Source organism: Campylobacter concisus (assembly GCF_015229965.1).
Classification (GTDB): domain Bacteria; phylum Campylobacterota; class Campylobacteria; order Campylobacterales; family Campylobacteraceae; genus Campylobacter_A; species Campylobacter_A concisus_BD.
In genome coordinates, this window is the sequence record NZ_JAAKZB010000008.1 from 53,172 (window position 1) to 78,545 (window position 25,374).

The following is a 25,374-nucleotide window of genomic DNA, read 5'->3' on the forward strand; positions in this document are numbered from 1 at the left end:
GATTTTCCTTTGGGTTATAGCTTGATGCCATTTTCTCTTAAAGCTTCAGCAAATGCTGCGATAACGCCATGATACAAATAACCATTTCTATCAAAAATTGCAACATCTATCTTCTTAGCTTTCAAAGCCTTAGCAAATTCTTTAGCTAAAGTGACCGCACCTTCTTTATTTGCTTTTATGCCTATTTTTCTACCATCAACTGCAGCTAGTGTAGTAGCTGTAACGTCATCAATCGCTTGAACATAAAGAGTTCTGTTTGATTTGAAAATAGAAACTCTTGGGCAAGTTGCAACACCAGAAATTTTACCTCTGATTCTTCTTTTTCTCTTAATTCTAAGAGCGATTTTTCTTTTTAGTACTTTTGCTGTCATTTACCGCTCCTTACTTCTTAGATGTCTTGCCCGCTTTGCGGATGATACGTTCTTCTAGATATTTAACGCCCTTGCCTTTATATGGCTCAGGTGGTCTAAATCCTCTAACTTGAGCAGCCACTTGACCTACTACTTGTTTGTCGTCACCTTTGATAGTAATAACGTTTTTATCAACGCTAGCTTCAACGCCTGCTGGTAGCTCATAGTTGATAAGGTGTGAAAAGCCAAGAGAAAGCTCTAAAATTTTACCTTTTGCAGCTGCTTTGTAACCAACGCCGTTGATCTCAAGCTGGCGAGTAAAGCCATGAGTGATACCAGTTACGATGTTGTTAGCAAGTGCTCTATATGTTCCCCAGTAAGCTCTGCTTTGGCGATCTTCGCCCTTTGGAGCAAAAACTATATGGCCATTTTCTATCTTGACATCAACGTGACCTTTTGTGTCAAGCTCTTTTAAGTGATTGCCCTTTTTAAATTTTAGGACATTATTTTCAACGCTAACGTCTACACCACTTGGGATAGCGATAGGCTGTTTTCCAATACGTGACATTTTTTTCCTTTACTTGTCTAGGGTGTTCCTACATTTACGAATAAACACCACAATGCCGTAAATTTGATCGTCAAATTTGACGAAACCTTCATTTGAATTTCTAAATTTAGCTTTGGCAAAATATAAAATTTCACCTAGCTAAAAAGAAATTTTAACCTTAAGCTATAAGGTCAAAATAGCGTTTTTAACGCAGTTTATTACCAAACTGTGCAAAGAACCTCGCCGCCAACGCCAGCTTTACTTGCTTCAATACCGCTCATAACGCCTTTACTTGTGCTAACGATAACTGTTCCGTAACCATTTTTAAAACGCTTAATGTCGTCTTTGCCTTGATAAACACGGCGACCAGGTTTTGAAACCCTTTTAAGCTCGTTTATAACGCTTCTGCCGTACTCATCATACTTTAAAACTACATTTATAAATTTCTTGTTACCTTCTTCGATAACGTTGTAGCTCTCTACATAGCCTTTTGCTGCAAGGATAGAAAGAGTAGCCTCAACAACCTTAGAATGAAGCAATTTCGCAGTCTCAAGTCTTCTCATACTTGCATTTCTAATGCGTGTTAATCCATCTGATATTAAATCGTTCAACATTTCTCTTCCTTACCAACTTGCTTTTTTAAGACCAGGTATTAGGCCTTCGTTAGCCATTTTTCTTAGGCAAACACGGCAAATTCCAAAATCTTTATAAACAGAGTGCGGACGACCGCAAATTTGGCATCTAGTATAGCCGCGAACCGCAAATTTTGGCTTGCGTGCAGCTTTTGCTATCATTGATTTCTTTGCCATTTTACTTTCCTTTTGCAAACGGCACACCAAATAGCTCTAGCAATTTGAATGCCTCTTTATCGTTTTTAGCCGTAGTAGCAATCGTAATATTCATACCATGAGTTCGTAAAATTTTATCATACTCAACCTCTGGAAACATTAGCTGCTCGCTAAGACCGAAGTTATAGTTTCCACGTCCGTCAAAGCCATTTTTTGGAAGACCACGGAAGTCTTTAACTCTTGGGAGAGCAACGCTGATTAGTTTATCTAAGAAAGCATACATTTGCTCTTTTCTCAAAGTTACTTTGATACCAACAGGGAAACCTTCGCGAACTTTAAAGCCAGCAACTGATTTTTTAGCATCAGTGATAACTGCTTTTTGTCCAGCGATAAGTGAAATGGTATCAGCCATATTTTGAAGCACTTTCTGATCTTTCGCAGAATCTCCAGCACCTACACTGATCACGATTTTCTCGAGCGCAGGGATAAGCATTGGATTTTTGATGTCAAATTCTTTTACGAGAGCTGGCTTGATAGTTTCGTTAAATTTATCTTTTAATCTACTCATATCTCTTATCCTTCAACTTTCGCGACGTTTGATATATCAATTGGCATCTCTTTATTTACGTGACCACCATTTGGAGTTTTTTCGCTTGGTTTGATAGCTTTTTTAGCTACTTTGCATCCCTCAACTATAACCTGACCTTTTTTTGCAAGAACTGCTAAAATTTTACCAGTTTTGCCTTTATCGTCACCAGCGATAATCTTTACAGTATCGCCTTTTTTGACTTTAAATTTTACATTAGCCATTATAAAACCTCCGGAGCTAGCGAAACAATCTTCATAAAGTTAGCATATCTAACTTCACGTCCAACTGGTCCAAAAATACGAGTGCCGACTGGCTCTTTTTTGCTATCAAGTATAACAGCTGCGTTCTCGTCGAAGCGAATTAGCGAACCATTATCTCTTTGAACCTCTCTTTTAGTTCTTACAACAACAGCTTTTACAACCTGTCCTTTTTTGATCTTACCATTTGGAAGAGCTTTTTTAACAGAGCAAACTATGATATCGCCAAGTGTAGCGTATCTTCTTTTGCTGCCGCCAAGAACTTTTATACACATTAACTCTTTTGCACCGCTGTTATCAGCAACTGCAAGTCTTGTAAAACTTTGAATCATTACTCAACTCCCTTTGCCAATACAGCTTTTAAGCGAAAATTCTTGCGAGCTGAAAGTGGTCTGCACTCAACTGCAACAACTGTATCGCCTGCTCTTGTCTCATTTTTCTCATCATGAACTAAATACTTCTTAAAACGTTTTACAAATTTATGGTATCTTGGGTGCATAACGCGTCTTTCTACCAAAATAGTAGCTGTTTTATCTCCAGCTTTTTGTAAAACAACACCTTGAATTTCTCTTTTTAATGCCATTTTACGCCCCTTGTCTTGTTGCACTAATTGCAGTGTTGATCTGAGCTATCTCTTTGCGAACAGCACTAATCTCATTAGGGTTGCTTAACTGCATAGTTTTTAGCTTTTGTCTTAAAGTAAATAAAAGCACCTTTTTCTCTTTTAGCAACGCGTTTAATTCTGCAACGCTCTTATCTTTTAACTCAGTATATTTCATTTTCACTCTCTCGCGTTACAAATTTTGATTTGAATGGAAGTTTGTGTAGAGCCAAAGTTAAAGCCTCACGAGCCAACTCTTCGTCAACACCAGCCATTTCAAATATTATACGACCAGGTTTAATGTTCATAACCCACTCTTCAACTCCTGCCTTACCTTTACCCATACGAGTTTGTAGAGGTTTTTTAGTAAGTGGCTTGTCAGGGAAAACCCTAATCCAAATTTTAGCCTGTCTCTTTACGTGACGAGTTAGAGCTTGACGAGCAGCTTCTATTTGGCGTGAATTTACTCTACCAGCCTCAACAGCTTTAAGTGCAAATTCGCCAGTTGCTAAAGATGCTCCGCGAGTCGCATAACCACGGTTGCGACCTTTCATTTGCTTACGAAATTTCGTTCTTTTAGGCATCAACATAATTATTTACCTCTTCTTGCTCTACGTGTTTTCTTAGGTGCCTCTTCTTCAGTTTTCTCAGGTTGAACACCTTTTTGAAGAACCTCACCTTTAAAAATCCATACTTTAATACCTATGTTTCCATAAGTTGTATGAGCCTCAGCTACACCGTAATCTATCTTTGCTCTAAGAGTATGAAGCGGAACGCGACCTTCTAGATACCACTCGGTTCTTGCCATCTCAGCGCCACCTAAACGACCAGCAACTGAAATTTTGATACCTTTAGCGCCTGATTTTTGAGCACCTTGGATAACTTTTTTCATAGCACGTCTAAAAGCGACACGCTTTTCAAGTTGCATAGCTACGTTTTCAGCAGCAAGTTGAGCTGAAGCTTGAGCTTTTCTTTCTTCTTTGATATTTACATTTACTTCTTTGCCGATAAGTTTGCTAACTTCGTTCTTTAGGTTTTCAACATCTTGGCCTTTTTTGCCGATGATGATACCAGGACGAGCTGCAACTACGGTTACACGAAGTTTTTTAGCCGTTCTTTCGATTAGAATTTGGCTAATTCCTGCATAGTAAAGTTTTTTCTTTAAAAACGCACGAATTTTGTAATCTTCACCGATATTTTCAGGAAGACTTTGTTTGGTTGGAAACCATCTAGATTCCCAGTTGCGGTTAATTCCTAGTCTAAGACCTATTGGATTTACTTTTTGTCCCATATTATGCTTCCTTCTTTTCAGGTTTAGATACTTCTACCATTACATGAGAAGTAGGTTTGCGAATTTTGCTCGCTGTTCCTCTTGCTCTTGGTCTAAATCTCTTTAATACAGGACCAGCATCAACGCGGCAACTAGTTACTACAACCTCTTCTGGCTCAAATCCGCCATTTGCTACTGCTGAGCTAATAGCGTTTGCTATAAATTTAGCACCACGGTTTGGCATAAATTGCAAGCTTGCAAGTGCTAGCTCGGCATTCATACCTTGAACTTCTCTTGCTATAAGTCTTGCTTTTGTAGGAGAAAGTCTTACGAATTTTATAATTGCTTTACTCATATTATCTCCCCTTACTTGCCGATTTTCTTTTGCACTGAGCCTTTGTGACCCTTAAATGTGCGTGTTGGAGCAAATTCGCCAAGTTTATAGCCTATATGATTTTCTGTAACATATACAGGAATAAAGCTCTTGCCATTATGAACGTTAAATGTTAGTCCAATCATTTCAGGTACAATCGTGCTACGTCTTGACCAAGTCTTGATTGGTTTGTTATCGTTTGCATTTTTTGCGGCAATAACTTTTTTCATTACATGATCATCTACGAAAGGACCTTTTTTGAGTGATCTTGCCATCTCTATTTTCCTTTCCTTCTTGAAATTATAAGCTTATCGCTAGCTTTTTTACGGCGAGTCTTAGCACCTTTAGTTGGTTTACCCCATGGAGTAACTGGGTGACGGCCTGAATTTTTCTTGCCTTCACCACCGCCGTGTGGGTGATCAACCGGGTTCATAGCAGAACCACGTGTTTGTGGGCGGATACCACGGTAGCGATTACGTCCAGCTTTACCTATAGTGATGTTAGCCCAGTCTTCGTTGCCAACTACACCGATACTTGCCATGCACTCAGCTAGCACTTGTCTCATCTCACCACTTGGCATTCTTAAGATAACGTACTTCTCTTCTTTACCCATTAGCTGAGCATAACCACCAGCTGAACGAGCTATCTGAGCGCCTTTGCCAGGTTTTAGCTCAACGTTATGAACGATAGTACCAACTGGGATAAATCTTAATTTCATAGCGTTGCCTGGTTTAATATCTAGTGAGCCCTCATCGATAGATGCGATAACGTCGCCAACATTTAGGCCGTTTGGTCTAATAATATAGCGTTTTTCGCCATCTTTGTAAGCTATAAGAGCGATACGGCAGTTTCTGTTTGGATCGTACTCGATCGCTTCAACTTTACCCTCTATACCAAATTTGCGACGTTTAAAGTCGATGATACGATAAAGTTTTTTTGCACCTGCTTCTTTGTGTCTTGAAGTTATACGACCATTGTTGTTTCTACCGCCAGTTGCAGGTAGTTTAACAAGCAAGCTTCTAACGCTTGGTTTAGCTGTTATATCTTCAGAGCTTAGTCCAGTCATATATCTACGACTAGGTGTATATGGTTTATATGATTTTATAGCCATCTTACGCCTCCGTATTTTCTAGGCTTACGCCTTCAGGTAACTTAACGTAGAATTTCTTTATCTCGTCACGTTGGCCTGCTCTTCCTCTAAAACGCTTAACCTTGCCGCTAATTCTAAGTGAATTTACGCGAACAGGCGTTACTCCAAAATACTCTTGTAAAACCGCTTTTAAGCTGTTTTTTGTAACTCTTGGTGAAGTTTGGATAACAACAACGCCTTGTTCTTGAAGGCCTAGAGTTTTTTCTGTATAAATAATTGTTTTGATATCAGTTATATCCGCCATTTTAGCCCTCTTTTGTTATAGTTTTTAGTGCAGCTTTTTCAATGATAACCGAACTAAATGTAGAGACAAGATAAGCATTTACCTCATTTGCATCTACTACATAGCAGTTTGCTAAATTTCTAAAAGCAAGTAGTGTTTTATCGTCTAGTAAATCTTTAACGATAAGCGCATCTTTTACTTTTAAATTTTTGATGATATTAGCTGCATCTTTTGTCTTTCCAGACTCGATTGAGATGCTATCTACTGCGAAAATTTTACCATCTTGTGCTTTTGCTGCCAAAGCGTACTCAAGAGCTAGTCTTTTTTGTTTTTTATTGACTTTTTGAAAATAGTTTTTCTCGTTTGTTGGACCAAATGCAACTGCACCGCCTACCCAAACGTTAGTTCTAGTCGAACCTGCTCTTGCACCACCACGTCCTTTTTGTCTCCATGGTTTTTTACCACCGCCGCTTACAAAAGCACGGCTTTTAGTATGAGCCGTATTTGCTCTTATACCAGCAAGGTAAGATTTTACATAAAGATATAGGTTGTGCGGATTTACTTCAGCGTAGCTTGCAGGAAGCTCTAACTCGCCTGAATTTTCAAATTTATCGTTTAATACGTGAATTTTACTCATTTTACAATCCTTATTTTACCCATTGCACCATTGTGACCAGGAACGCAACCTTTTACAACTACGATGCCATTTTGAGCGTCAAAGCTTATTAGCTCGTTTTTAACAGTAACTTTCTCATTGCCCATGTGTCCTGCCATTTTCATACCTGGTTGAACACGACCTGGCCATTCGCAGTTACCAATTGAACCGTGGCGTCTGTGGAAACGTGAGCCGTGGCTTTTTGGACCACCACCGAAACCATGTCTTTTTACCACACCTTGGTAGCCTCTACCTTTTGAGTTAAAGCTAACTTTTAAAATTTTAGCCTCATTTAATGGTGTAAAGTCTAGGTTTCCAACTTCGCTATTAGCTACTTCAAGCGTAGCAAATTTGTTAAATTCTGCTGTCAGATTGTATTTCTTTTGCTGACCAGCGATAGCTTTGTTGTTTGCTTTAGTGTGGGCATACGCTACGATAGCACGTTTGTTTTCGTCGATCTCACATACTTTAGCCTCAACTAGCTTAAGTAGTGTAACTGGCGTACTCTTCGTGGCAATCGTTCTACTCATGCCTATTTTTTCTACAATATATTCCATACTCTTATCCTTTTGTCCGCTTATTTCATCGCACGAACTTCGACATTAACTTCTGGAGCTAGGTCGAGTTTTGTTAGGCTATCTACAGTTTCTGGAGTAGCAGCTACGATGTCAAGCATACGAGCGTGTATTCTCATCTCAAACTGCTCACGTGAGTCTTTGTTGATGTGTGGAGATTTTAAGACTGTATAGCGTTTGATCTTTGTAGGCATTGGTACCGGGCCACGAACGTCGGCACCTGTTCGTTTGACAGCTTCTACGATTGCTGCAACAGTGCGGTCTAGAACTCTATGGTCGTAAGCTTTTAGCTTTAACCTGATTCTTTCCATGTGTTTTCCTTTAAAAAGAACTTGTCGCAAACTCGCGACCTCTTTACATCAAAATAACTCGCATAGGATCAAGCGATCGTACGAGCAAGACATAGGTCTTTCGTAAAGAGATAGGGATTTTACAAAAAAGCTATTATAGTTGTCAAGAAAAACGCTATTTTTTGTTGAATTTTGATTAATTATTTCCTTTTGATAAGGAAGGTATCTTGCAAATGGAGAATTTATTTTTCAAAAATTTTATAAATTTCTAGTCTAAATTTTTATTTTTTATTTCTAAATTTTGTTTATTTTTAAAATTTAAAGCAATATTTTCCTTTTTAAAAGGAAGTGGCTATAATTTCAAAAAGAAAAAAGGTCAAATTTGAAAAGTTTAGAAACGCTCTATCAAGCACCCATTAAAAATACAAAATTTATCCCTAGAAAACATGAGATCATCTCACCAAAGACGCTTATCATTGGCGCTATATCAAGTGGCAAAACAGCCCTTGTTTATGAGTTTTTGAGCCATTATAAAAGTGAGGAGAGGCTTTATATAAATTTAGACGATATAAGGATAGATAGAGTCTCGCTTTTAGCAAATTTAAAAGAGTTTTTAGAAAAAAATGCCCAGATAAAGGTGCTCGCAGTTGAAAATTTACAAGCTGCCGATCTTATAAATTTAGACTTTTTAAATGAGCTCACACTTGAAAACATAATCCTTACAAGCAAGGAATTTTCACTCTCGCTTGAGGGCTTTGCACGCATAAATTTAAACTACCTCGACTACGAGGAATTTATACTATTTTTTAAGAAAAATTTGGATCAAGACCTGCTTTTTAGCTACTTTTTGGCCCATGGCAACGAGATAGCAAGCGCTTTTTTGGACTCCAGCGAGGTCACAGCCCACTTGCAGCAGCTCTTAAGAGCAAATTTAAACGAGCAAGGCATCGCTATCTTAAAAGAGTGCGCAACAAAGTGCCACGACACGATAAGCGCCTTTGGGATTTATAAAAATCTAAAAGAGCAGATGAAAATTTCAAAAGATAGCGTTTATAGCGCGATAAATTTACTAAACGAGAGCGGATACGTGGAGTTTGTGCCAAATTTAGACGAGAGTAGCACGAGCAAGAAAATTTACTTTACAAATTTCGCACTTCGTAATGCTTTGTGCCTAAAAAAGGACTTTTTGGCTGTCTTTGCAAATGTCGTTTTTTGCGAACTGCTTAAATTTAAAGATGAAATTTACTACACAAAAGAGATCGATTTTTTCCTTAGTAAAAAGAAGCTCGCGATCATCTGCGTGCCATTTTCTGCGCCTGAGATCGTCTTTTTGAAATTTAAAAAACTCCACGCGAGCTTAAAAGAGTTAGGCGTTAGCAAACTTCAAATCATCAGCGTCGCAAACCAAGCCGAGCAAAGCATCGAGGGGATAAAGTGCGAGATCTTGCCATTTTCTAGGTGGAGCCTAGGTTTATAAATTTAAACTCTTTGTTTGATTATCATTTTAAAAGTCTAGAGATAAAATAGTTATAATCAAAAAAACTATAAAGGACGGACATGAGAGCATTTTTTGGGATCTTATTCATCGCTGCAAGCCTTTTTGGCTATGAGATAAACCACGAAAACTGGGCGAAATTTTATAAATTTAGTGGCGATGCAAATGGTGTGAAATTTGAAGTTTATATGAACTATTTTAAAGATGAATTTGAAAATTTCAAACAAAGTAAGAGCTTTAAGGTCCCACCTAAGATAAGCGGTCACATCTTTTTTGACGGCGCAAAATACGACTATGAAAAGGGCTCTTTTGAGCAAAATGGCAGTGAAATTTCATCATTAAATGCAGTCTCTGATAAGATAAATTTAGACGTTAAAAACGAAAACGGCGAGCTAAAAGGCAAGATAATCGTCAAAAACAAAGCCTACAACGCCACCGTAAAAGAAGAAAAAGAGTATGAGATCCTAAATATCGGCATCCAAATGACCGAGTCAAACGGCACAAGATATGAGGCGATCACTAACGACATCTTCGCTAAAGACTCAGCTAAAAAATACAAAAACAAGCTTCTTGCAGAGTTTTACGACCTAAAAAGCGAGCGCAAAAAATGGCCAAATAGTCAGTATGAGAGCCTAAAAGATATCTACTACATCAACGACAAGATAAAGAGCGTTTGCACCTATAAAAATGAAAAAACAAACTGCGAGGTGATCTCGCTTGCGACAAACAAAAAGCTAAAGCTAAAGCAAATTTTTAAAGACATAAACGACAGCCACCTAAAAGCGATCCTTGCAAACGCTGGCGTAAGCGACAACTTCGTGCTTTCGCCGCTTGGACTTACATTTTTAAACGAGGAGCAAATCAGCGTGCCACTTGAGGAGCTAAGACCTTACTTTAGCGATGAAGTCGGGCTGTAATGGCTAAAATTTGTGGTATCGACGAGGCTGGACGTGGGGCGTTAGCTGGACCACTAAGCGTGGCTGCTTGCGTACTAAATAGTGAAATTTCTGGCCTAAACGACTCCAAAAAATTAACCGTAAAAAGGCGCGAGGAGCTATTTTGCAAGATCACAAAAAGCTCAAATTTCCTCATCGCCTACTTCTCAAACGCCCAGATAGACGAGCTTGGGCTAAGCGAGTGCCTAAGGCGAGCGCTCAAGCTTTTCAAGGCTCATTTTGAGGGCTTTGAGATCATTTACGATGGAAATTTAGACTACGGCGTTGGCATCACCACGATGATAAAGGCCGACGGCAAGGTCGCTGGGGTAAGTGCAGCCAGCATCCTAGCAAAAGTAAGCCGTGACCGCTTGATGAGTGGCTGGGATAAATTTTATCCCACATACGGCTTTGCAGGGCACAAAGGATATGGCACGAAGTCGCACCTAGACGCCATATCTAAATTTGGCTACTCAGACTTTCATAGAAAAAGCTTTGTCATAAAGCCAAAACTCACGCAAGGCTCGCTATTTTAGCTGCATATTTCATTATCTTTGCTTGCAAGAGTCTTTTAACTCTTGCAAGTTTTTTTCAAGGCAAGTTTAGATTATTTTTTAGATGCAGGACCATCTTTGGCAAAAGCTTGCAAGTATCTAAGAATTCTTGCTTTTTCCTCATCGTTTATTTTTGCAAAAGATTGCATAGCCGAAAGATATGCTTCCCACTCGTGCATTGAGTGTTCTTTTGGTTTATGCGCAGCATGGCATGAACTACATGTATCATAGTAAAAAAGGTCTACTTCATCCCACGCTTCGGCTTTATTATCACTAAGCTCACTAGTTTTTACCCAAAATTTCATCTTAGGCTTTGCTGTATCATCTTTTAAACTAAGTAATGTCAAAAGCGGCTCTTTTTTATAAGCTAGAACCTTAGGGTTATTTGCAGCAACTTCTCCACTAACCTCGACAAGGCTTAAATCGCCTTTCTTCTCCAAAACTTTAACTTTCGAACCTTCATAAATTTCACCAACTACCTGATTGTTTGTTGTATCAAAAAGATCAGTTTTTATATCAGATACGAAAGCATCTTTTGCGAATATAAAATTCGCCAAAATTGCCATAATTATAACTATTCGCATATTTTAAGCCTCAATAATTTTAGGTGGTTTTATGCCTTTGTACTCTCCGGCATCACTTTTTCTAATACCTACCAAGCATGTATCTACACTAGTAGCTTGTGCCATACTAGATGTTGGAATGCTACTTGTTAATATATTTGCATTACCAGCTTGGCAAACTCCATTCTCATCAAGATCTACCCAGGCACCTTCTTGTAAAGCAACTACTCCACGCATTATATTTTTAGTTACAACAGCTCCTGCTAGGATTTTACCCCTTGAGTTAAAGACTTCGACTGTATCGCCATCTTTTATACCAAGAATTGCTGCATCTTCATCATTTATAGTTATAGGTTCACGATTACCAACTTTATAAATCTTGCGGATAAAATTACTATTGTCTGCTTGCGAGTGGATCCTATAAAGTGGGTGTGGACTTAAAAAGTGGAATGGAAATTTAGCAGTTAATTTTTCGTTACCTAACCATTCTGCTGGCTCAATCCATACTGGGTGACCTTTAAAATCATCAAGTTTATAATCAGCAAATTTTTGGCAGAAAATTTGGATCTTTCCACTTTTTGTAGCTAATCTATTCTTAACTGGATCTGCTCTAAAATCAGCATGACGAGTAAAATTCTTCGCCTCTTCACTAGGCTCAAACTTCATAAATCCTTTCTCCCAGAATTCGTCAAAACTCATATGATCCGGGCAATCACTTCTTTCATAAAGTTTTTTAATATGCTCAAATTTATCCTTACCACTGCTAAATTTCCTAAATGCCTTATCTGAAACCATTTTAGCCATATCCGCAAAGATATCATAGTCACATTTTGACTCATAAAGTGGTTCTATAACCTTCTTCATCGCATACAGATAATCTTGCGAAAATGATCCTCCATAAGTGATGTCATCACGCTCTAGCTGGGTTGCAGCAGGTAGTACAATGTCAGCATATTTTGATGTAGGAGTCCACCAAGGATCTTGTGATATAACAGTATCAAGAGTCCTTAAAGCTTTAATCATCTCATTTGCATTAGGATGATGCCCTAATACATTTGCACCAGTTGCATAAAGAACCTTTATTTTAGGGTATTTAATCTTTTCGCCTTTAAATTTAATCTCTTTACCTGAATTTAGAATTGCTTCACTTATTCTTGAGGCAGGGATCACTTCTTCAACCTCATTTTTACCTTGAGGTAAGCCGGCAGGAAGCTTAACGTCGCAAGCGGCTTGACCATTACCAGAATAGTGCATAGAAAGACCAAGACCACCGCCTACAAGACCAATTTGTCCGATCATAGAAGCAAGCACAATAAGTGCCCATTGAGCTTGTTCTCCATGGTGAGCGCGCTGAATAGACCAACTGCCAGCGATGAAACTACGATTAGATACAAGCGTATCAGCAAGAGATTTTATAGCCTCCTCATCAACGCCAGTTATTTTAGAAGCCCAGTTTGGAGTTTTTTCTATCTTGTCCATAGTTTTGCCTAGCAAATAAGGAACAAATTTGTCAAAGCCATCTGTATATTTTGCAATAAATTCTTTATCGTATTTCTTTGATGTGTATAGATAATGCATCATACCAAGCATCAATGCAACATCAGTATTTGGGCGAATTTTTATCCATTGTGCATTAAATTTTTTAGCAATAGGGGTGTATTGTGGTTCGATAGTTATAAATTTAATACCAGCCTTTACGTACTCATCATAAATTTCATTGTTTGCACGGTTTGCAACTTTATAATCTACTTGATTGCATTTAAAAATATCTGCACCCCAGAGTACATAAACTTTTGTATTTTCCAAAATAGTCTTATGTGAACTTTGAAGTGAATAAACTTCTAAATCACCTATAATATCGCCATTTACACGACTTGCTGCACCAGTAGAATAATCACCATCAGTGATAACAGATCCGCCAAAAACTGTATTAAAAAATCTACCTGGCAATGAAACGCAGTTATGAAGTAGTCCTGGGTGGCTCCAACCATCATAAGCGGCGTTAAAAATTTCATTAGACTTTACACTTTTTAGTTTATTGACTATCAGTTCATATGCCTTGTCCCAACTCACGCGAACAAATTCTTCTTTACCGCGAAGCTCTCTTTTGTCTTTACCTTCCAAATAGCTCTTTCTAACACAAGGAAATTTTACGCGAGTATCACTATAAACACGCTCTATCCAAGCATCATTTAGTGGGTATTTTGGATCTTTATCAGACTCTTGTGGGCGAATTTTGATGATCTTGCCAGACTCATCTAAATCTGCATAAAACGCACCAAATCCGCTTGCATTTGGAACGCTTTTAGCTACTTTTTCTTCTGCAAATACTGGAGTTGAGCCAAGGGCTGCAGCAGCTATTGCACTTGATTTTAAAAAATCTCGTCTTGAAATTTTCAATTTTACTCCCTTTCAAAAAAATTTACTGTAATTTTACATTGCAATTTCATAAAAAGATCATTATTAATATTATATTTTACTTAAACTATATAAAATCAGATCATGAGAAATATATTAGAAAAACTAAATATAGCTGTGATATTAAAAGATAAAAAAACTGAAAAATTAGTTATTGATAAACGCAAGTATTTTAACAACGTATATATTTGGAATACAGAAAATTTCGTAAGCTCATTTTGTAATTGCTGTATGAGAATAGATGCAATAATACTTGATTTAGATACATTTTATGAAAGTAGTGAGCTTATAGAGTTTGAAAAAATACTCGCACTATCAGAGCACCAGCATTTTATTTTTTTAGCCAAAAATCGTAGAATTTATTTAAAAATGCTCTCAAATTTTAATGGCGGGGATTCGATTATTTTATTTAAACCCATAAAACTTGCTGCCATCTTAGACAACTTAAAAATATTAGTCCCTATGCCTGAAATAAATTTAGTAAAAATTACTAAATCATTAAGTGTAGATATACAAAATGAGACAATCTATTTAAATAATGAAGCCATTTTTTTACCAAAAAAATTACATAAGTTGGCTTTGCTTCTTAGCTCTAATTTAGAACAATTAATACCTTTTGAGGAGATTGACGACATTGTCTTTGACGGGGGAGCGGAATCAAATGCTGTAATATCAAATCTAGTAGGTACTCTAAAAAATAGATTAACACTAAACATCAAAAATATTCGTTCACGTGGATATGTCTTGTATAAAGATACTTAAAAACTATGACTAAATTCAAATTGTTTTAAAACATAATTTTAGCCACATTACATGGCTAAAAAGTGGAGGTTTAGAAATTTGCAAGGGGCGCAAATTTCTAAGTAAATTTAGATTTTTAAAAGCTCGGCTTCTTTCTCTTTTACGAGAGTGTCGATCTTTGCGGTGTAGTTGTCAGTTATCTTTTGAACCTCATCTTGACCCTTTTTGCTCTCGTCTTCAGTTATAGCTTTGTCTTTTTCAAGCTTTTTGACCTCGTCGTTTGCGTCTTTTCTTACGTTTCTGATGCTAACTTTTGCCTTTTCGCCCATAGCTTTTGCGTGTTTTGCATTTTCTTGGCGTTGCTCGACGGTCATCGGTGGGAAAAATAGCTTAACGCTCTCGCCATCGCTGTTTGGATTGACGCCGATGTTTGCAGCTTGGATGGCTGATGAGATCGCTTTTATCATGCTCTTTTCCCAAGGTGTGATAGCGATAGTAGAAGCGTCGCTTGTAAGCACGGTGGCTACTTGATTAAGCGGAGTTGGCGAGCCATAATAATCAACCATAACGTTATCTAGGATGTTGATATTTACTTTGCCAGTTCTTAGCGTTGTAAAATCGCGTTTTAAAGAAGCGATCGCCTTTTCGCAACCCTCTTTTTGGGTATCGTAAATTTTATTTAGCATTGGTGTCCTTTATTAGAAGTTTTGTGCTTCTGTGATGATCTACTTTTAGCGACATTAACACTTTGCGTTTATCAAGTGGTGGGTTAAATTTACACTCAAAAACGCCATTTGTCATAGGTACTTTTCTAAAGCCGTCAAAGCCAGTCATGAAAAAACTGCCCTCACTTGCGTTTGTGTCGGTCTTGATGATGAGCTTGTCGATCGCATTGTTTTGCGGATAGCCCTCTGGAAATATCCACTGAGCATTTAAAAATTTGCTATTAAAAGTTAGTGCTATCTTTGTGCCATTCATCACTGGCGTTCTGTAAAGATCATAAACATCGCTTTTATCTGAAACTGCGCCTGAGTTTTGATTTAAAAGTGCCAAAAAGCCAAATTCTTTTGCCAAAGAGACGACTCTACTATCGATCTCACCGTAAGGGACTGCAAAGTATTTTGGTTTATAACCCATGTGTTTTTCAAAGGTCTCAACGCCCTTTTGAAAGTCCTCTCTTAAGGCCTCATCGCTAAGTTTAGTCATCCTTGGATGAGCGTATGAGTGGTAGCCGATCTCTCCGTAAGCTTCTAGCTCTTTGATCTGATCAAAGTCTAAATAATCACCATATTTGTTCGCGCTTGCCTCTACATAGACCATCAAAGCAAATGGGTAGTTATACTCTTTAAAAAGCTCAAGAGCGTTATTGTAAAAGCTTTTGTATCCATCATCAACGGTGATAACGATCCAGTTATCAGGGATCGGCTCGCCAGCATTTACCGCATCGACAAGCCTTGATAGTTTGACAACTTCGTAGCCGTTATTTTTGAAGTATTCAAACTGAGCTCTTAAATTTTGAATAGAAATATCTGTGCTAACGTGCCTTGGATCGTCAAAGCGATGATAAACTAGGATGTGAGCGTCTGCCAAAGCAAACGTTAGCGTCAAAAGTGACGCTAAAAACGTTTTTATCATTGTTATTTTGCTGGATTTTGTGGTGCGCTAGGAGCTGCTGGCACGTCGTTTGATTTTGGTATGACTAGAGATTTGCTATCGACACTATCAACGATAGAGCGTTTTAGATCTTTGTTGTAAAAATACCCAAGCGCAAGTGTGTTTAGGATAAACAAAACGCCTACCACAAAGGTAAATTTAGCTAAAAATCCAGCTGGTCCTTTTGCTCCAAAAAGGCTCTCGTTGCTTCCACTGTATGCTCCAAGACCGATAGATGAGCTCTTTTGGAGTAAAACTGCGATCGTGATAACGACAGCTAGAACAAATTGTAAGATTAAAAATATTAAACTCACGAAATTTCCTTTAAATTTTTTAAATAGTTTGCGATTATACAAGAAAAGATTTAAATTTTTAGTTAAAGTTCTTTTTCAAGCTCATAAAGCTCGTATCTTATGCTTTTAAAAAGCTCAGCTTGCTCTAAACTTATAAGCTTAAAGCACTCTTCAAGCACGCGGGCGCTCTCTTGGGCACGCTTGAAATTTGCAGTGATGATCTCATCTAAATTTGATCTTTCTTGCTCGCTTTTTGTGCTGGTTTTTAAAACGTCGTTTTGTGAATTTCTAAATTTTAAAAATTCTTTTTGTGGGATCTTTGCCTTGTGGCGGAGGGACTTTATCTTATAGGCGAGCTTAGCGTCATCAAAAACATATCTTTTTATATCTTCAACGACGCGAAGCCCTTCTTTTAGCCTATTTAGATTCGCATCTATCACTCGGTAGATGCGCTCGTCATTAGTCATTTCTATTAAAAATGCCTAAAATTTGTAGTAATGATGTAAATAAATTTACAAAATCAAGATACAAAGCAACTGCACCCTCAACTGGTGTCTCGTAGTTGCCACGGATGATATTTTGTGTATCAAAAAGTATGTAAGCACTAAATAGGATCGATGAAATACTTGCGATTACAAGTTGAAACATCGTGCTTTTAACGAAAATGTTGATGATCGCTGCTACAACGATAACTATCAAAGTTATAAAAAGCATCTTGCCCATAGTCGTAAAGTCGCGTTTTGTATTCATCGCAAAGACGCTTAATGCACCAAATGCAACTGTTGTCAAACCAAATGCTTGAGCTACGATACTAGCGCCACTTGGCATAGCAAGGATCGCTGAAAGTAGCGGAGTTAGCGTAAGACCGCTTACAAATGTAAATGCAAAAAGAAGTATTAAATTTAATCCCTCTTTGCGTTTAGCTGCCATTAGCCCAAAAAGCAACACAAACTCAAGTATCACAAGTCCCCAAAACAAAAATCTATTTGCCGCAAAGACGCCAGCGATACTAATGCCTACATAAGCGCCAGCAGTAGCTGAAAGTAGTGATGCTGCAAAAAGTTGATAAGTTTGTTTTATAAAAGTGCTTAGTGAGCTTTGAGAATACGCAAGCTCTTCTTGATTTTGCTTAGCGTAGTTTCTATCGTACAAACTCATTTTTTCTCCTTATGAATTTTTGCGGTGAGTTTAGCCTAAAATAATTAAACAATATATAAAAAGAAGTTTAATAAAAAATATTAGTTTAAAGTCCGTTTTAGAGGGCATTTTTTTGATTAAATAAAAGTTGCTATAATCGCGATAAAAATATAAAAAATGGAGATAAATTTTATGGATGATTCAATACTTGAAGGTGCAGTAAAATTTATGGAAGATGGCTTTTTAGAGCATGAAGAGCTCTTTAAAAGTCTGCAACACAAGCAAGATCCTCACACGCTTTTCATATCATGCGTGGATTCAAGGGTCGTGCCAAATTTGATAACAAACTGCCTGCCAGGCGAGCTTTTCATGGTGCGTAATATCGCAAACATCGTGCCACCATATAGAGTGAGCGAAGAGTTTTTGGCGACTACTTCGGCGATCGAATATGCGCTTGAAGTTTTAAACATCAAAAACATCATCATCTGCGGACACTCTGATTGTGGCGGATGCGCGGCACTTTATGTGGATGAAAAGAAGCTTAAAAACACTCCAAACGTTAGAAACTGGATCAGGCTAATCGAGCCGATCAAGCGAGAAGTGCTTAAATTTACAAGTGACGATCCAGCCAAAATGGCATGGCTAACCGAGAGGCTAAACGTGATAAATTCGATCGAAAACATAATGACCTATCCAAATGTAAAAGAGGAGTATGAAAGCGGCAAGCTTCAAATTTATGGCTGGCACTACATCATAGAAACTGGCGAAATTTTTAGCTACGATTTAAAAGAGGGCACGTTTAAACTTCTAGCGGACAAAAGAGGCGAAAATGCGTAAATTTCTAGCCATCATCCTGCTTTCTTTCATAACTCTTTTTGGCGCTGATAACAACGTAACACAAGAAGACGATATCATCAGCATAACAAATCAAATTCAAACCATAAACAGCCAGATAAATATCATAAAATCTCAGCAAAAAGACTTAAACGCTTCAAAGGTTGATAACTCAAATTTGATCACTCTTCAAAAGAAAAAGAGCGCTCTTTTAGAGAAAATTCCGACCTATGTTATGCAGATCGAAGTTACACAAAGCGATATCAATAAGTACAACCTGCAAAAAGAGGCGCTAGAGAAAAAGGTAGCCAGACTTGAAAAGCAGTCAAACAAGGACGCTTATATACAAAGCGCCATCGAGCTTGAGAAGATGAAGGTAGACTACGCCTACTACTCAGCGCTCATTAGCCTTGAGGAGATATTTAAAAAGGGTGCTAAGGCAAATTCTATCAAAGAGGTAATAGACGGCGGACTCTTAAATTTACAAACAAATTCCTACGTCAGCATAAAGGAGCTAAAAGACTCGCTAAATGAGACTTCAGGCTCGTACGACGCGGCATTTATGGACCTTGAGCTAAAAAAAGAGACGCAGGAGGAAATTTTAACCTACCTTAAAAATAACGCCGATCTTCTAAGCTCAAGCATGCTCTTATCTGAGCTAAATTTAGTCGATACGGTGGACTATATAAACAAATCAACAGCTGTAAATCCAAACAAATTTAACCTTGGCAAGATAGTTGTTATCGTTGCGATATTTTTATTTTTCGTCTCGCTAACTAGAATTTTAGCCAAGCTCACCTACTGGGTGATGTCGCTCATCGCTTCAGGCGAAGGGGTCAAAGAGGCTAAAGATCAGATCGTAGATATCGTGAAAAAGCCGATCTCTGCGCTTCTTATCATCTACGCGCTAAATATCTGTATCGGCGTTGGATTTTACCCAGTGCCAGTGCCGCTTGTCGTAGCAAATATCTTTTCTATCATATATATAGTCGCATTTTCATGGCTTGTCCTCACCATACTAAATGGCTACGGCATCGCTATACTCGACAAGATCGCGCAAAAAAGCAAGCGTAAAGAGGTGATAAACCTAGCACTAAAAGTGATCTACGTGATCGTGCTAATCATCACACTTTTACTGATCCTTCAAAAGCTTGGCTTTGATATCTCAGCACTCATCGCCTCACTTGGTATCGGTGGTCTTGCTGTTGCCTTCGCTGCTAAAGACATCATCGCAAACTTCTTTGCATCTGTTATGATGCTCTTTGACAACTCATTTTCACAAGGCGACTGGATAGTTTGTGGCGATATCGAGGGCACGGTCGTTGAGATAGGATTTAGAAAAACAACAGTTAGAAGCTTTGATAACGCCCTTATCTTCGTGCCAAACTCAAAGCTAGCGAGCGATCCTGTTAGAAACTGGAGCAGAAGAAAGGTCGGCAGACGCATAAGAATGGTTATTGGCATCGAGTATGGACCAACTACAGAAGAGATCAAAAAATGTGTAAATGACATCAAAAATATGCTGATAAATCACCCAGATATCGCTAAAAGCGAAGATATCGCGGCTAATAAAAGAGGTCTAAAATATAGACAAAACATAGTCTCAGTTGATGACTACGCTGGATATAAGTCAAATTTATTTGTCGTGGTTGATGACTTTGCTGATAGCTCGATAAACATCCTAGTTTATTGTTTTGCAAAAACTATCGTTTGGGGAGAGTTTTTAGATGTAAAACAAGATGTAATGCTAAAAATTATGGATATTTTAAAGCAAAATGGTCTAAATTTTGCATTCCCAAGCCAAAGCTTGTATATAGAAAATATCAAAGATAAAATTTAAGGAGAAAAAAATGAGTGATGATTTTGACTACGAAGAGGTAGAAGAAGACTACTCTGAATTTAACGATGAGGACGAGGATAGTAGCGATAGCTATGACTATAACTACGACGAAAATGACTACAACTATGAAGATAGCGATGAGGATGAGGATAGTTACGACTCGTATTAAAATGATCTAAATTAAATTTAATGGATGAAATTAACGGAGAGAATGCTTGGTACAGGAATTTATAGAGCAAGATAGCTATAAGGCTATCGATGACATTTACAAAACGATATTAAACGTAGCGATAGTAAGTAACGCCTTTGTCTTGATCGTGCTTTGCAGTTTTTACTTTGACTTAACGATCATTTTTATCTGTTTTTTATTTCTTTCTATTAGCACTGCTTTAAGGATTAGATTTAATATCAAATACAGATTTTTAATCTCTGCCATCTTTCAACTAAATGTCATCACCGCAGTTATCGCTGGCGTTGTTGGCATGGGCTGGAGCTCTAATATATGGATAACACTCCTTGGCGTTATCTTTATAAACTACTTTTTGGCTTTTAACCAAAGGCTTCTTACCTACTCTGTCTGTCTTCTTGAGCTATTTGTCCTTTTGTGGCTATATCTTACATATAAGGATAAAGTAGTTGAGATAGACTCCATGGTACAAATAGGCTCAACCTGTATAAGCGTTTTCTTTACTTTTTACTTAGTATTTAGACTTTCGTTTTTCTCTGACGCGATCACATCTAGTGGCTACAAACAGATCAGCGAAGAGAAAGAGGAGATAGAGAGAATTTCTAAGTATGACTTTTTGACTGGTCTTTTAAATAGGCGCTCGATCGAGAGAACACTTAGATATGAGCTAAAAGAGCTTAGAGAGAAAAGCAGTGATGCAAATTTAGTCGTTATGCTAGGAGATATAGATAACTTCAAAAAGATAAATGACACCTACGGACACGACTGGGGCGATAAGGTCTTAAAAGAGATAGCAAGGGCTTTGCAAGATACTTTTAGAGAAAATGACCACATTTGTAGATGGGGTGGAGAGGAATTTCTAGTTATCTTGCCTGAAGTTAAAACTGAAGACGTAAAAAAGGTAGAAACCAGACTTGGCACAAGGATAGCACAGGTAAAGTTGCCTGATAAGAGCTCAGTAACCATGACCTTTGGTCTGGTTCTTTGTGCAAATGGCGTTATAACTGATATCGACACAGTCATAAACAAAGCTGATAAAAAGCTATATGAGGGTAAGAAAAATGGCAAAGACCGCATCGAGTATGAGATCATGAAGGCAAATAAGGACAAAGACAATGCCTAAAATTTCACTTTATATCTCACAAAAAATCATCGTCTTTTCGCTCCTAGCTGTACATACTTTTTACCTAGTTATGTTTTGCCTCATGGGCGAAGAAATTTTAACTGTGGCAAACATCCTATCTGTTAGCATATATCTTTTTGCACTAAAGATACTCTTTGATAGCGAAGAAAACAACAAGATCGTGATGTTTATCTTGCAAGTAGAAATTTTACTCCATGCCTCACTTTGCGTCTTTATCCTTGGACTGGGCTGGGGCTTTGAAATTTTATTTTTAACATCGACAATTAGCCTCTTTTTCTTATCAGTTAGCTTTAAAATGTTAAGCAGACTTATCTCTTTACTAGATATCGCGGCATTTTTGCTTTTTTATCTAGTGATAGATATACCAGTAAAAGATGATACCTTATATAAAGAGATATTTTTTGTATTTAACCTAACTGCATCTTGCGTGTTTGCCGTCCTAACATCATTTTTACTAGAGAGCTCAAATTTATTTATATTCTTAGGCATCTTAGAAGAGAAAGAGTCTGCTAAGGCTGTCTTTAACCACGACCCACTAACTGGGCTTTTAAACCGCGCTTCGATGCAACAAATTTTTAGACAAAAGAATTTATTTGACGGTAATGACTTTGCTATCGTGATGTGTGACATCGATAACTTTAAAAAGATAAATGACACCTACGGACACGGAGCAGGCGATGAAGTGCTAAAGAGCCTTTCTAAAATTTTCAAAAACGCTTTTAGAAATGAAGATAGGGTTGCAAGATTTGGCGGCGAGGAATTTCTAGCTGTTATCTTTGATGTTAAAAAGGCAAAAGCAGTTAGCATCTTAGAGCGTATCAGAGAGACGCTTAATCAAAATGTCGTTGAATTTGAAAACAATAGGATCATAGCGACGATGACATTTGGCGTCGTGGCGCATAGTGGCAACACTGAGGTAAATATCGAGCGTATGATCAAGCAAGCTGACGAGCTACTTTACGTTGGTAAGCGAAATGGTAAAAATATCGTTATGAGTGCGGATTATGATCCAAGAGGATAAATTTAGAGGCCTAGACCTCTAAATTTTAATGTCCATACATTATGTTTGGTAGCCAAAGTGAAATTTGTGGTATATAAGTAACCAAGATAAGACCAAAGAACAAAGTCAGCGTCCATGGCAAGCACGCCATGATAACCTCTTTTAAGTTCATATTTGTAAGACCGCTTGCGACAAATAAATTTAGTCCAACAGGCGGAGTCACCATACCTATCTCCATATTTACAACCAAGATGATACCAAAGTGAATAGGATCAACGCCAAGCTGCGTAGCTATCGGAAGCAAGAGCGGCACCATGATCATGATAACGCTTGAAGGCTCCATAAACTGACCCATGATAAAGAGCAAGATATTTACAAATATCAAAAATCCTATCATGCCGATATTTGCGTCAAGTATCATCGAAGCGATCGCTTGTGGGATCTGCTCGCTAGTTAGCAAATATGCAAAAACAACTGCGTTTGCGATGATGAAAAATATCATAGCTGTTGTAAGAGCCGAGTCTAGGCAGATATCCCAAAGGTCTCTTATCTTTATATCTCTATAGATAAAAAGTGAGATAAATAGCGCATAGACCGCACTTGCTGCAGCAGCTTCAGTCGGAGTGAATATGCCTCCATAAATTCCGCCAATAACCACTACTACGATTAGTAAAGCCCAAAATGCTTTTGCAAATTTCTGCACTCTTACTTTAAGCGGCTCAGCCTTAGTCGCTTTAAATCCAAGCTTTTTTGCGCCAACGTAGGTTTGCACAAGCATCATGCCACCAAGCATAAGACCTGGCACAACGCCTGCCATAAAGAGCTTGCCGATACTAACCTCTGCCGTTACGCCATAAACTATCATAACAACTGAAGGTGGGATCAAAATTCCAAGCGAGCCAGCCGTTGTTATGCCGCCCACTGCGTACTCTTTTGGATAGCCGGCCTCTTTTATCGCTGCAAACATAATCGAGCCAATAGCCACAACCGTCGCAGGCGAACTTCCAGAAACTGCTGCAAAGATGATGCAGGCAAATATCGCACTCATAGGCAAGCCACCTGGTAAGTGTCCGACCATAGACTTTGCAAAGTCGATGATACGCCTTGCTGAGCCGCCTTTGCTTAGTAAATTTCCAGCCAAGATAAACATCGGTATCGCCATTAGCGAAAATTTATTGATACCATCAAAAATTAGCTGCGGGATCGTAGCGATGTCGATATCTGTAAAAAATATCATCGTTAAAACGGTGCTTGTGCCTAGCGAAACCGCGACTGGCACGCCTATTAGCATCAGCGCAAAAAGCAGGATAAATAAAAATGCTATTGTCATCTTTTTCTCCCTAGTCTTTGACTACGCTACCATGAGCTAGCTCGTGCGCTTCGTTGCTTACGACCTTTGCTGCTGGAGTTAGAGCTACTTTGATAGCTTTTTCAGCCGAGCGGTAGCTAGCTGTGACGAAGGCTATTGGAAGCACTAACATAGGGACCCATTGAGGTATGCCAAGGTCTATTATCATCTGCTCGATCTCGTGCAAAATTTTAAGATAATCAACCGAATAAACCGCGATAAATATCAAAAAGGCAGTTGTTAAGATGTGCGAAAAGAGTAGGCATGCCTTTGCAAGCGCTGGTGGAAATTTCTCCACCAAGATAGTTACGCTCACGTGGATGCCCTTGTTAAAGCCATACGCTGCTGCAAAAAACGCCGACCAAATGAATAAGTAGTTTGATAGCTCGCTCGCCCATGACCAGCTTTTGTCAAAAAAGTATCTAGCCACGACGTTAGCAAAGGCTAGTAGCGTTCCACTAGCTAGCCCTAAAACGGCGATAGTCTTATTGAGCGAGACTATCAATATATCAAGAGCATTAATGAAATTCTTCATTATTTTGTCTCGATTGTTTTTTCTATAAGCTCTTTGCCGATGACATCGTAAAATTTAGGATAGATAGCCTGCATAGTCTTCTCCCACTCAGCTTTTTGTGCGTCGTCGATCTTGAAAATTTCTAGCTTTTTAGTCTCTGCTATATATTTTTCAAGCTCGGCTATGACGTGAGCGTCCTCTTTAGCTGTCTCTTCTCTCTCGTAAGCTGTAGCCTCGCTTAGAGCTTGTTTTACATTTGCTTTTAGATCATCTGGTAGTTTGTTCCAAAATTTATCACTCATAACGACTAGATAGCCTAGATATCCGTGGTGAGAGAGTGTGAGCGAGCTTTGAACCTCGTGAAATTTAGAGTTATAGAAATTTGATAGTGGGTTTTCAGTCGCATCAACTACGCCTTGTTGAAGCGCAGAATAAACCTCTGAAAATGGCAGAACTTGTGGGTTGCCACCGATCGCTTTGATCTGCTCTTCAAGCACTTTTGAGCTTTGGATTCTAAATTTTTGTCCTTTTGCATCTTCTGGCACAAGGATCGGTTTTTTACTTGAGCTAAAGTGCTTAAATCCAGCATCCCAGTAATCAAGCGCTACAAAGCCCTTCTTAGTCACAAGGCCTTTTAGCTCCTCGCCAACTGCACCATCTTGAACTTTGTGAAGGTGGTCTGCATCTTTAAAGATGAAAGGCAGGTCAAATAGCTGAAACTGCGGAACGATAGGTGTAAATTTAGAAAAGCTTGGAGCTGCCATTTGGACGTTGCCAAGCTTTAGCGCGCCAAAAACTCTATCATCATCAAGTAGCTGAGCTGATGGGAAGACTTGAACTTTTATCTTGCCGCCACTTAGCTCCTCAGCACGCTTTGCAAAAAAGTCAGCCGCCTTGCCCTTTGGCGTAGAAGCTGCGACAACGTGAGCAAATTTGATCGTATAGACCTTATCCGCACCAAATGCTAAGCCACTGATGGCACATGTAAAAAGTAAAGCTTGTAAGAATTTCATCTTTCATCCTTTGTAATAGTTTTGATAGGTGCATTAT

The 25,374-nt window shown here is 38.4% G+C and carries 37 protein-coding genes; 9 read left to right on the forward strand and 28 right to left on the reverse strand.

The window, feature by feature from the left end:
* Nucleotides 1-14: 14 nt before the first annotated feature.
* From rplR to rpsJ, 18 genes are all read right to left on the reverse strand, one after another.
* Complete coding sequence (rplR, locus tag G6W43_RS04990) at nt 15-371, reverse strand: 50S ribosomal protein L18 (protein ID WP_002941658.1); 357 nt, start codon at nt 369-371, stop codon at nt 15-17.
* 10 nt (nt 372-381) lie between these two features.
* Nucleotides 382-918 carry a 50S ribosomal protein L6 gene (gene rplF, locus G6W43_RS04995; RefSeq protein WP_002941606.1) on the reverse strand — a complete coding sequence of 179 codons (537 nt, stop codon included), beginning with the start codon at nt 916-918 and terminating at the stop codon, nt 382-384.
* A gap of 197 nt (nt 919-1,115) precedes the next feature.
* Nucleotides 1,116-1,511 (reverse strand): 30S ribosomal protein S8, encoded by a 396-nt coding sequence (gene rpsH / locus G6W43_RS05000; protein WP_009295261.1) that lies wholly within the window; start codon nt 1,509-1,511, stop codon nt 1,116-1,118.
* Between the two features lie 9 nt (nt 1,512-1,520).
* Nucleotides 1,521-1,706 (reverse strand): type Z 30S ribosomal protein S14, encoded by a 186-nt coding sequence (locus tag G6W43_RS05005; protein ID WP_002941532.1) that lies wholly within the window; start codon nt 1,704-1,706, stop codon nt 1,521-1,523.
* A 1-nt stretch (nt 1,707) separates the two neighbouring features.
* Complete coding sequence (gene rplE / locus G6W43_RS05010) at nt 1,708-2,253, reverse strand: 50S ribosomal protein L5 (RefSeq protein ID WP_002941643.1); 546 nt, start codon at nt 2,251-2,253, stop codon at nt 1,708-1,710.
* Nucleotides 2,254-2,258: 5 nt separating this feature from the next.
* Nucleotides 2,259-2,495: a 50S ribosomal protein L24 gene (gene rplX / locus G6W43_RS05015; protein WP_009295260.1), complete on the reverse strand. Its 237-nt coding sequence runs from the start codon at nt 2,493-2,495 to the stop codon at nt 2,259-2,261.
* Entirely contained in the window at nt 2,495-2,863 is a 369-nt protein-coding gene (rplN, locus tag G6W43_RS05020; protein ID WP_002941516.1) for a 50S ribosomal protein L14, read from the reverse strand. The genes rplX and rplN overlap by 1 nt, the downstream gene beginning before the upstream one ends.
* On the reverse strand, nt 2,863-3,114 hold the full coding sequence (gene rpsQ, locus G6W43_RS05025) for a 30S ribosomal protein S17 (protein ID WP_002941511.1): 252 nt from the start codon (nt 3,112-3,114) through the stop codon (nt 2,863-2,865). Before rpsQ ends, rplN begins: the two co-directional genes overlap by 1 nt.
* A gap of 1 nt (nt 3,115) precedes the next feature.
* The gene (gene rpmC, locus G6W43_RS05030; protein WP_002941625.1) at nt 3,116-3,310 is read right to left on the reverse strand and encodes a 50S ribosomal protein L29; all 195 of its coding nucleotides are present in this window, start codon (nt 3,308-3,310) and stop codon (nt 3,116-3,118) included.
* Nucleotides 3,297-3,722 carry a 50S ribosomal protein L16 gene (rplP, locus tag G6W43_RS05035; protein WP_002941572.1) on the reverse strand — a complete coding sequence of 142 codons (426 nt, stop codon included), beginning with the start codon at nt 3,720-3,722 and terminating at the stop codon, nt 3,297-3,299. Before rplP ends, rpmC begins: the two co-directional genes overlap by 14 nt.
* 2 nt (nt 3,723-3,724) lie before the next feature.
* Entirely contained in the window at nt 3,725-4,423 is a 699-nt protein-coding gene (gene rpsC, locus G6W43_RS05040; protein ID WP_002941650.1) for a 30S ribosomal protein S3, read from the reverse strand.
* A 1-nt stretch (nt 4,424) separates the two neighbouring features.
* A complete protein-coding gene (gene rplV / locus G6W43_RS05045) occupies nt 4,425-4,757 on the reverse strand; it encodes a 50S ribosomal protein L22 (protein ID WP_009295259.1) in 333 nt (110 codons plus the stop codon).
* Between the two features lie 11 nt (nt 4,758-4,768).
* Nucleotides 4,769-5,050, reverse strand: coding sequence for a 30S ribosomal protein S19 (gene rpsS / locus G6W43_RS05050; RefSeq protein WP_002941639.1), 282 nt, complete (start codon nt 5,048-5,050; stop codon nt 4,769-4,771).
* Between the two features lie 2 nt (nt 5,051-5,052).
* Nucleotides 5,053-5,886: a 50S ribosomal protein L2 gene (gene rplB / locus G6W43_RS05055; RefSeq protein WP_002941522.1), complete on the reverse strand. Its 834-nt coding sequence runs from the start codon at nt 5,884-5,886 to the stop codon at nt 5,053-5,055.
* Nucleotide 5,887: 1 nt separating this feature from the next.
* Nucleotides 5,888-6,169 carry a 50S ribosomal protein L23 gene (locus G6W43_RS05060; RefSeq protein WP_002941535.1) on the reverse strand — a complete coding sequence of 94 codons (282 nt, stop codon included), beginning with the start codon at nt 6,167-6,169 and terminating at the stop codon, nt 5,888-5,890.
* A gap of 1 nt (nt 6,170) precedes the next feature.
* Complete coding sequence (rplD, locus tag G6W43_RS05065; RefSeq protein WP_021089209.1) at nt 6,171-6,785, reverse strand: 50S ribosomal protein L4; 615 nt, start codon at nt 6,783-6,785, stop codon at nt 6,171-6,173.
* Nucleotides 6,782-7,360, reverse strand: coding sequence for a 50S ribosomal protein L3 (gene rplC, locus G6W43_RS05070; RefSeq protein ID WP_002941563.1), 579 nt, complete (start codon nt 7,358-7,360; stop codon nt 6,782-6,784). Before rplC ends, rplD begins: the two co-directional genes overlap by 4 nt.
* A gap of 20 nt (nt 7,361-7,380) precedes the next feature.
* Entirely contained in the window at nt 7,381-7,689 is a 309-nt protein-coding gene (gene rpsJ / locus G6W43_RS05075) for a 30S ribosomal protein S10 (protein WP_009295257.1), read from the reverse strand.
* Nucleotides 7,690-8,050: 361 nt separating this feature from the next.
* On the opposite strand from rpsJ, the gene G6W43_RS05080 reads away from it, so the two are divergent.
* The 3 genes from G6W43_RS05080 (at nt 8,051) to G6W43_RS05090 (ending at nt 10,634) form a co-directional block, all read left to right on the forward strand.
* The gene (locus tag G6W43_RS05080; RefSeq protein WP_194169299.1) at nt 8,051-9,145 is read left to right on the forward strand and encodes an ATP-binding protein; all 1,095 of its coding nucleotides are present in this window, start codon (nt 8,051-8,053) and stop codon (nt 9,143-9,145) included.
* Nucleotides 9,146-9,225: 80 nt separating this feature from the next.
* Nucleotides 9,226-10,080 (forward strand): hypothetical protein, encoded by an 855-nt coding sequence (locus G6W43_RS05085; RefSeq protein WP_194169300.1) that lies wholly within the window; start codon nt 9,226-9,228, stop codon nt 10,078-10,080.
* Nucleotides 10,080-10,634 carry a ribonuclease HII gene (locus G6W43_RS05090; protein ID WP_194169301.1) on the forward strand — a complete coding sequence of 185 codons (555 nt, stop codon included), beginning with the start codon at nt 10,080-10,082 and terminating at the stop codon, nt 10,632-10,634. The genes G6W43_RS05085 and G6W43_RS05090 overlap by 1 nt, the downstream gene beginning before the upstream one ends.
* A gap of 71 nt (nt 10,635-10,705) precedes the next feature.
* Here G6W43_RS05090 and G6W43_RS05095 read toward each other — a convergent pair whose 3' ends face one another.
* Both G6W43_RS05095 and G6W43_RS05100 read right to left on the reverse strand, forming a co-directional pair.
* Nucleotides 10,706-11,236: a hypothetical protein gene (locus tag G6W43_RS05095; RefSeq protein WP_103617506.1), complete on the reverse strand. Its 531-nt coding sequence runs from the start codon at nt 11,234-11,236 to the stop codon at nt 10,706-10,708.
* Between the two features lie 3 nt (nt 11,237-11,239).
* Entirely contained in the window at nt 11,240-13,615 is a 2,376-nt protein-coding gene (locus tag G6W43_RS05100) for a molybdopterin-dependent oxidoreductase (RefSeq protein ID WP_103617505.1), read from the reverse strand.
* 102 nt (nt 13,616-13,717) lie between these two features.
* Between G6W43_RS05100 and G6W43_RS05105 the strand changes: the two genes are divergently transcribed.
* Nucleotides 13,718-14,395 carry a hypothetical protein gene (locus tag G6W43_RS05105; protein ID WP_103616883.1) on the forward strand — a complete coding sequence of 226 codons (678 nt, stop codon included), beginning with the start codon at nt 13,718-13,720 and terminating at the stop codon, nt 14,393-14,395.
* A 107-nt stretch (nt 14,396-14,502) separates the two neighbouring features.
* Here G6W43_RS05105 and frr read toward each other — a convergent pair whose 3' ends face one another.
* The 5 genes from frr to G6W43_RS05130 form a co-directional block, all read right to left on the reverse strand.
* On the reverse strand, nt 14,503-15,060 hold the full coding sequence (gene frr / locus G6W43_RS05110) for a ribosome recycling factor (protein ID WP_107847959.1): 558 nt from the start codon (nt 15,058-15,060) through the stop codon (nt 14,503-14,505).
* Nucleotides 15,050-16,009 (reverse strand): polysaccharide deacetylase family protein, encoded by a 960-nt coding sequence (locus tag G6W43_RS05115; RefSeq protein ID WP_103573087.1) that lies wholly within the window; start codon nt 16,007-16,009, stop codon nt 15,050-15,052. Before G6W43_RS05115 ends, frr begins: the two co-directional genes overlap by 11 nt.
* A gap of 2 nt (nt 16,010-16,011) precedes the next feature.
* A complete protein-coding gene (gene secG, locus G6W43_RS05120; RefSeq protein ID WP_002941549.1) occupies nt 16,012-16,341 on the reverse strand; it encodes a preprotein translocase subunit SecG in 330 nt (109 codons plus the stop codon).
* Between the two features lie 62 nt (nt 16,342-16,403).
* The gene (locus tag G6W43_RS05125) at nt 16,404-16,787 is read right to left on the reverse strand and encodes a thiamine-phosphate pyrophosphorylase (protein ID WP_103597042.1); all 384 of its coding nucleotides are present in this window, start codon (nt 16,785-16,787) and stop codon (nt 16,404-16,406) included.
* Nucleotides 16,780-17,478 (reverse strand): Bax inhibitor-1/YccA family protein, encoded by a 699-nt coding sequence (locus G6W43_RS05130; protein ID WP_002941542.1) that lies wholly within the window; start codon nt 17,476-17,478, stop codon nt 16,780-16,782. Before G6W43_RS05130 ends, G6W43_RS05125 begins: the two co-directional genes overlap by 8 nt.
* 171 nt (nt 17,479-17,649) lie before the next feature.
* Here G6W43_RS05130 and G6W43_RS05135 point away from each other — a divergent pair, with 171 nt between their 5' ends.
* Genes G6W43_RS05135 through G6W43_RS05155 form a run of 5 tightly spaced genes read left to right on the forward strand, consistent with a single transcriptional unit; the run spans nt 17,650 to nt 22,483 of the window.
* Nucleotides 17,650-18,294, forward strand: coding sequence for a carbonic anhydrase (locus tag G6W43_RS05135; RefSeq protein WP_021086289.1), 645 nt, complete (start codon nt 17,650-17,652; stop codon nt 18,292-18,294).
* Nucleotides 18,287-20,131 carry a mechanosensitive ion channel domain-containing protein gene (locus tag G6W43_RS05140; protein WP_103598461.1) on the forward strand — a complete coding sequence of 615 codons (1,845 nt, stop codon included), beginning with the start codon at nt 18,287-18,289 and terminating at the stop codon, nt 20,129-20,131. Before G6W43_RS05135 ends, G6W43_RS05140 begins: the two co-directional genes overlap by 8 nt.
* Before the next feature lie 10 nt (nt 20,132-20,141).
* Nucleotides 20,142-20,300 carry a hypothetical protein gene (locus G6W43_RS05145; RefSeq protein WP_002941615.1) on the forward strand — a complete coding sequence of 53 codons (159 nt, stop codon included), beginning with the start codon at nt 20,142-20,144 and terminating at the stop codon, nt 20,298-20,300.
* A 46-nt stretch (nt 20,301-20,346) separates the two neighbouring features.
* Nucleotides 20,347-21,441 (forward strand): GGDEF domain-containing protein, encoded by a 1,095-nt coding sequence (locus tag G6W43_RS05150; protein ID WP_103567068.1) that lies wholly within the window; start codon nt 20,347-20,349, stop codon nt 21,439-21,441.
* The gene (locus tag G6W43_RS05155; protein WP_194169302.1) at nt 21,434-22,483 is read left to right on the forward strand and encodes a GGDEF domain-containing protein; all 1,050 of its coding nucleotides are present in this window, start codon (nt 21,434-21,436) and stop codon (nt 22,481-22,483) included. The genes G6W43_RS05150 and G6W43_RS05155 overlap by 8 nt, the downstream gene beginning before the upstream one ends.
* Nucleotides 22,484-22,508: 25 nt before the next feature.
* Here G6W43_RS05155 and G6W43_RS05160 read toward each other — a convergent pair whose 3' ends face one another.
* The 3 genes from G6W43_RS05160 to G6W43_RS05170 are packed head-to-tail and all read right to left on the reverse strand — an operon-like array spanning nt 22,509 to nt 25,337.
* Nucleotides 22,509-23,792, reverse strand: a complete 1,284-nt coding sequence (locus tag G6W43_RS05160) for a TRAP transporter large permease (RefSeq protein ID WP_103615308.1) — start codon at nt 23,790-23,792, stop codon at nt 22,509-22,511.
* A gap of 10 nt (nt 23,793-23,802) precedes the next feature.
* The gene (locus G6W43_RS05165; RefSeq protein WP_021087242.1) at nt 23,803-24,345 is read right to left on the reverse strand and encodes a TRAP transporter small permease; all 543 of its coding nucleotides are present in this window, start codon (nt 24,343-24,345) and stop codon (nt 23,803-23,805) included.
* Nucleotides 24,345-25,337 (reverse strand): DctP family TRAP transporter solute-binding subunit, encoded by a 993-nt coding sequence (locus G6W43_RS05170; protein ID WP_002941552.1) that lies wholly within the window; start codon nt 25,335-25,337, stop codon nt 24,345-24,347. Before G6W43_RS05170 ends, G6W43_RS05165 begins: the two co-directional genes overlap by 1 nt.
* Nucleotides 25,338-25,374: the final 37 nt, after the last annotated feature.

Bases quoted from the DNA above. Each gene is read 5' to 3' on its own strand.
- rplB (WP_002941522.1), bottom strand. From the start codon at position 5,886: ATGGCTATAAAATCATATAAACCATATACACCTAGTCGTAGATATATG.
- rpsS (WP_002941639.1), bottom strand. From the start codon at position 5,050: ATGGCAAGATCACTCAAAAAAGGTCCTTTCGTAGATGATCATGTAATG.
- G6W43_RS05140 (WP_103598461.1), top strand. From the start codon at position 18,287: ATGCGTAAATTTCTAGCCATCATCCTGCTTTCTTTCATAACTCTTTTT.
- rpsH (WP_009295261.1), bottom strand. From the start codon at position 1,511: ATGTTGAACGATTTAATATCAGATGGATTAACACGCATTAGAAATGCA.
- rplN (WP_002941516.1), bottom strand. From the start codon at position 2,863: ATGATTCAAAGTTTTACAAGACTTGCAGTTGCTGATAACAGCGGTGCA.
- G6W43_RS05060 (WP_002941535.1), bottom strand. From the start codon at position 6,169: ATGGCGGATATAACTGATATCAAAACAATTATTTATACAGAAAAAACT.
- rplP (WP_002941572.1), bottom strand. From the start codon at position 3,722: ATGTTGATGCCTAAAAGAACGAAATTTCGTAAGCAAATGAAAGGTCGC.
- G6W43_RS05090 (WP_194169301.1), top strand. From the start codon at position 10,080: ATGGCTAAAATTTGTGGTATCGACGAGGCTGGACGTGGGGCGTTAGCT.
- G6W43_RS05155 (WP_194169302.1), top strand. From the start codon at position 21,434: ATGCCTAAAATTTCACTTTATATCTCACAAAAAATCATCGTCTTTTCG.
- G6W43_RS05115 (WP_103573087.1), bottom strand. From the start codon at position 16,009: ATGATAAAAACGTTTTTAGCGTCACTTTTGACGCTAACGTTTGCTTTG.
- rplE (WP_002941643.1), bottom strand. From the start codon at position 2,253: ATGAGTAGATTAAAAGATAAATTTAACGAAACTATCAAGCCAGCTCTC.
- G6W43_RS05130 (WP_002941542.1), bottom strand. From the start codon at position 17,478: ATGAGTTTGTACGATAGAAACTACGCTAAGCAAAATCAAGAAGAGCTT.
- G6W43_RS05125 (WP_103597042.1), bottom strand. From the start codon at position 16,787: ATGACTAATGACGAGCGCATCTACCGAGTGATAGATGCGAATCTAAAT.
- G6W43_RS05095 (WP_103617506.1), bottom strand. From the start codon at position 11,236: ATGCGAATAGTTATAATTATGGCAATTTTGGCGAATTTTATATTCGCA.
- rplC (WP_002941563.1), bottom strand. From the start codon at position 7,360: ATGGAATATATTGTAGAAAAAATAGGCATGAGTAGAACGATTGCCACG.
- G6W43_RS05135 (WP_021086289.1), top strand. From the start codon at position 17,650: ATGGATGATTCAATACTTGAAGGTGCAGTAAAATTTATGGAAGATGGC.
- G6W43_RS05005 (WP_002941532.1), bottom strand. From the start codon at position 1,706: ATGGCAAAGAAATCAATGATAGCAAAAGCTGCACGCAAGCCAAAATTT.
- rpsQ (WP_002941511.1), bottom strand. From the start codon at position 3,114: ATGGCATTAAAAAGAGAAATTCAAGGTGTTGTTTTACAAAAAGCTGGA.
- rpmC (WP_002941625.1), bottom strand. From the start codon at position 3,310: ATGAAATATACTGAGTTAAAAGATAAGAGCGTTGCAGAATTAAACGCG.
- frr (WP_107847959.1), bottom strand. From the start codon at position 15,060: ATGCTAAATAAAATTTACGATACCCAAAAAGAGGGTTGCGAAAAGGCG.
- rplX (WP_009295260.1), bottom strand. From the start codon at position 2,495: ATGGCTAATGTAAAATTTAAAGTCAAAAAAGGCGATACTGTAAAGATT.
- G6W43_RS05160 (WP_103615308.1), bottom strand. From the start codon at position 23,792: ATGACAATAGCATTTTTATTTATCCTGCTTTTTGCGCTGATGCTAATA.
- G6W43_RS05105 (WP_103616883.1), top strand. From the start codon at position 13,718: ATGAGAAATATATTAGAAAAACTAAATATAGCTGTGATATTAAAAGAT.
- rplR (WP_002941658.1), bottom strand. From the start codon at position 371: ATGACAGCAAAAGTACTAAAAAGAAAAATCGCTCTTAGAATTAAGAGA.
- rplV (WP_009295259.1), bottom strand. From the start codon at position 4,757: ATGAGTAAAGCAATTATAAAATTCGTAAGACTTTCTCCTACAAAAGCA.
- rplF (WP_002941606.1), bottom strand. From the start codon at position 918: ATGTCACGTATTGGAAAACAGCCTATCGCTATCCCAAGTGGTGTAGAC.
- G6W43_RS05145 (WP_002941615.1), top strand. From the start codon at position 20,142: ATGAGTGATGATTTTGACTACGAAGAGGTAGAAGAAGACTACTCTGAA.
- G6W43_RS05085 (WP_194169300.1), top strand. From the start codon at position 9,226: ATGAGAGCATTTTTTGGGATCTTATTCATCGCTGCAAGCCTTTTTGGC.
- G6W43_RS05170 (WP_002941552.1), bottom strand. From the start codon at position 25,337: ATGAAATTCTTACAAGCTTTACTTTTTACATGTGCCATCAGTGGCTTA.
- G6W43_RS05165 (WP_021087242.1), bottom strand. From the start codon at position 24,345: ATGAAGAATTTCATTAATGCTCTTGATATATTGATAGTCTCGCTCAAT.
- rplD (WP_021089209.1), bottom strand. From the start codon at position 6,785: ATGAGTAAAATTCACGTATTAAACGATAAATTTGAAAATTCAGGCGAG.
- rpsC (WP_002941650.1), bottom strand. From the start codon at position 4,423: ATGGGACAAAAAGTAAATCCAATAGGTCTTAGACTAGGAATTAACCGC.
- rpsJ (WP_009295257.1), bottom strand. From the start codon at position 7,689: ATGGAAAGAATCAGGTTAAAGCTAAAAGCTTACGACCATAGAGTTCTA.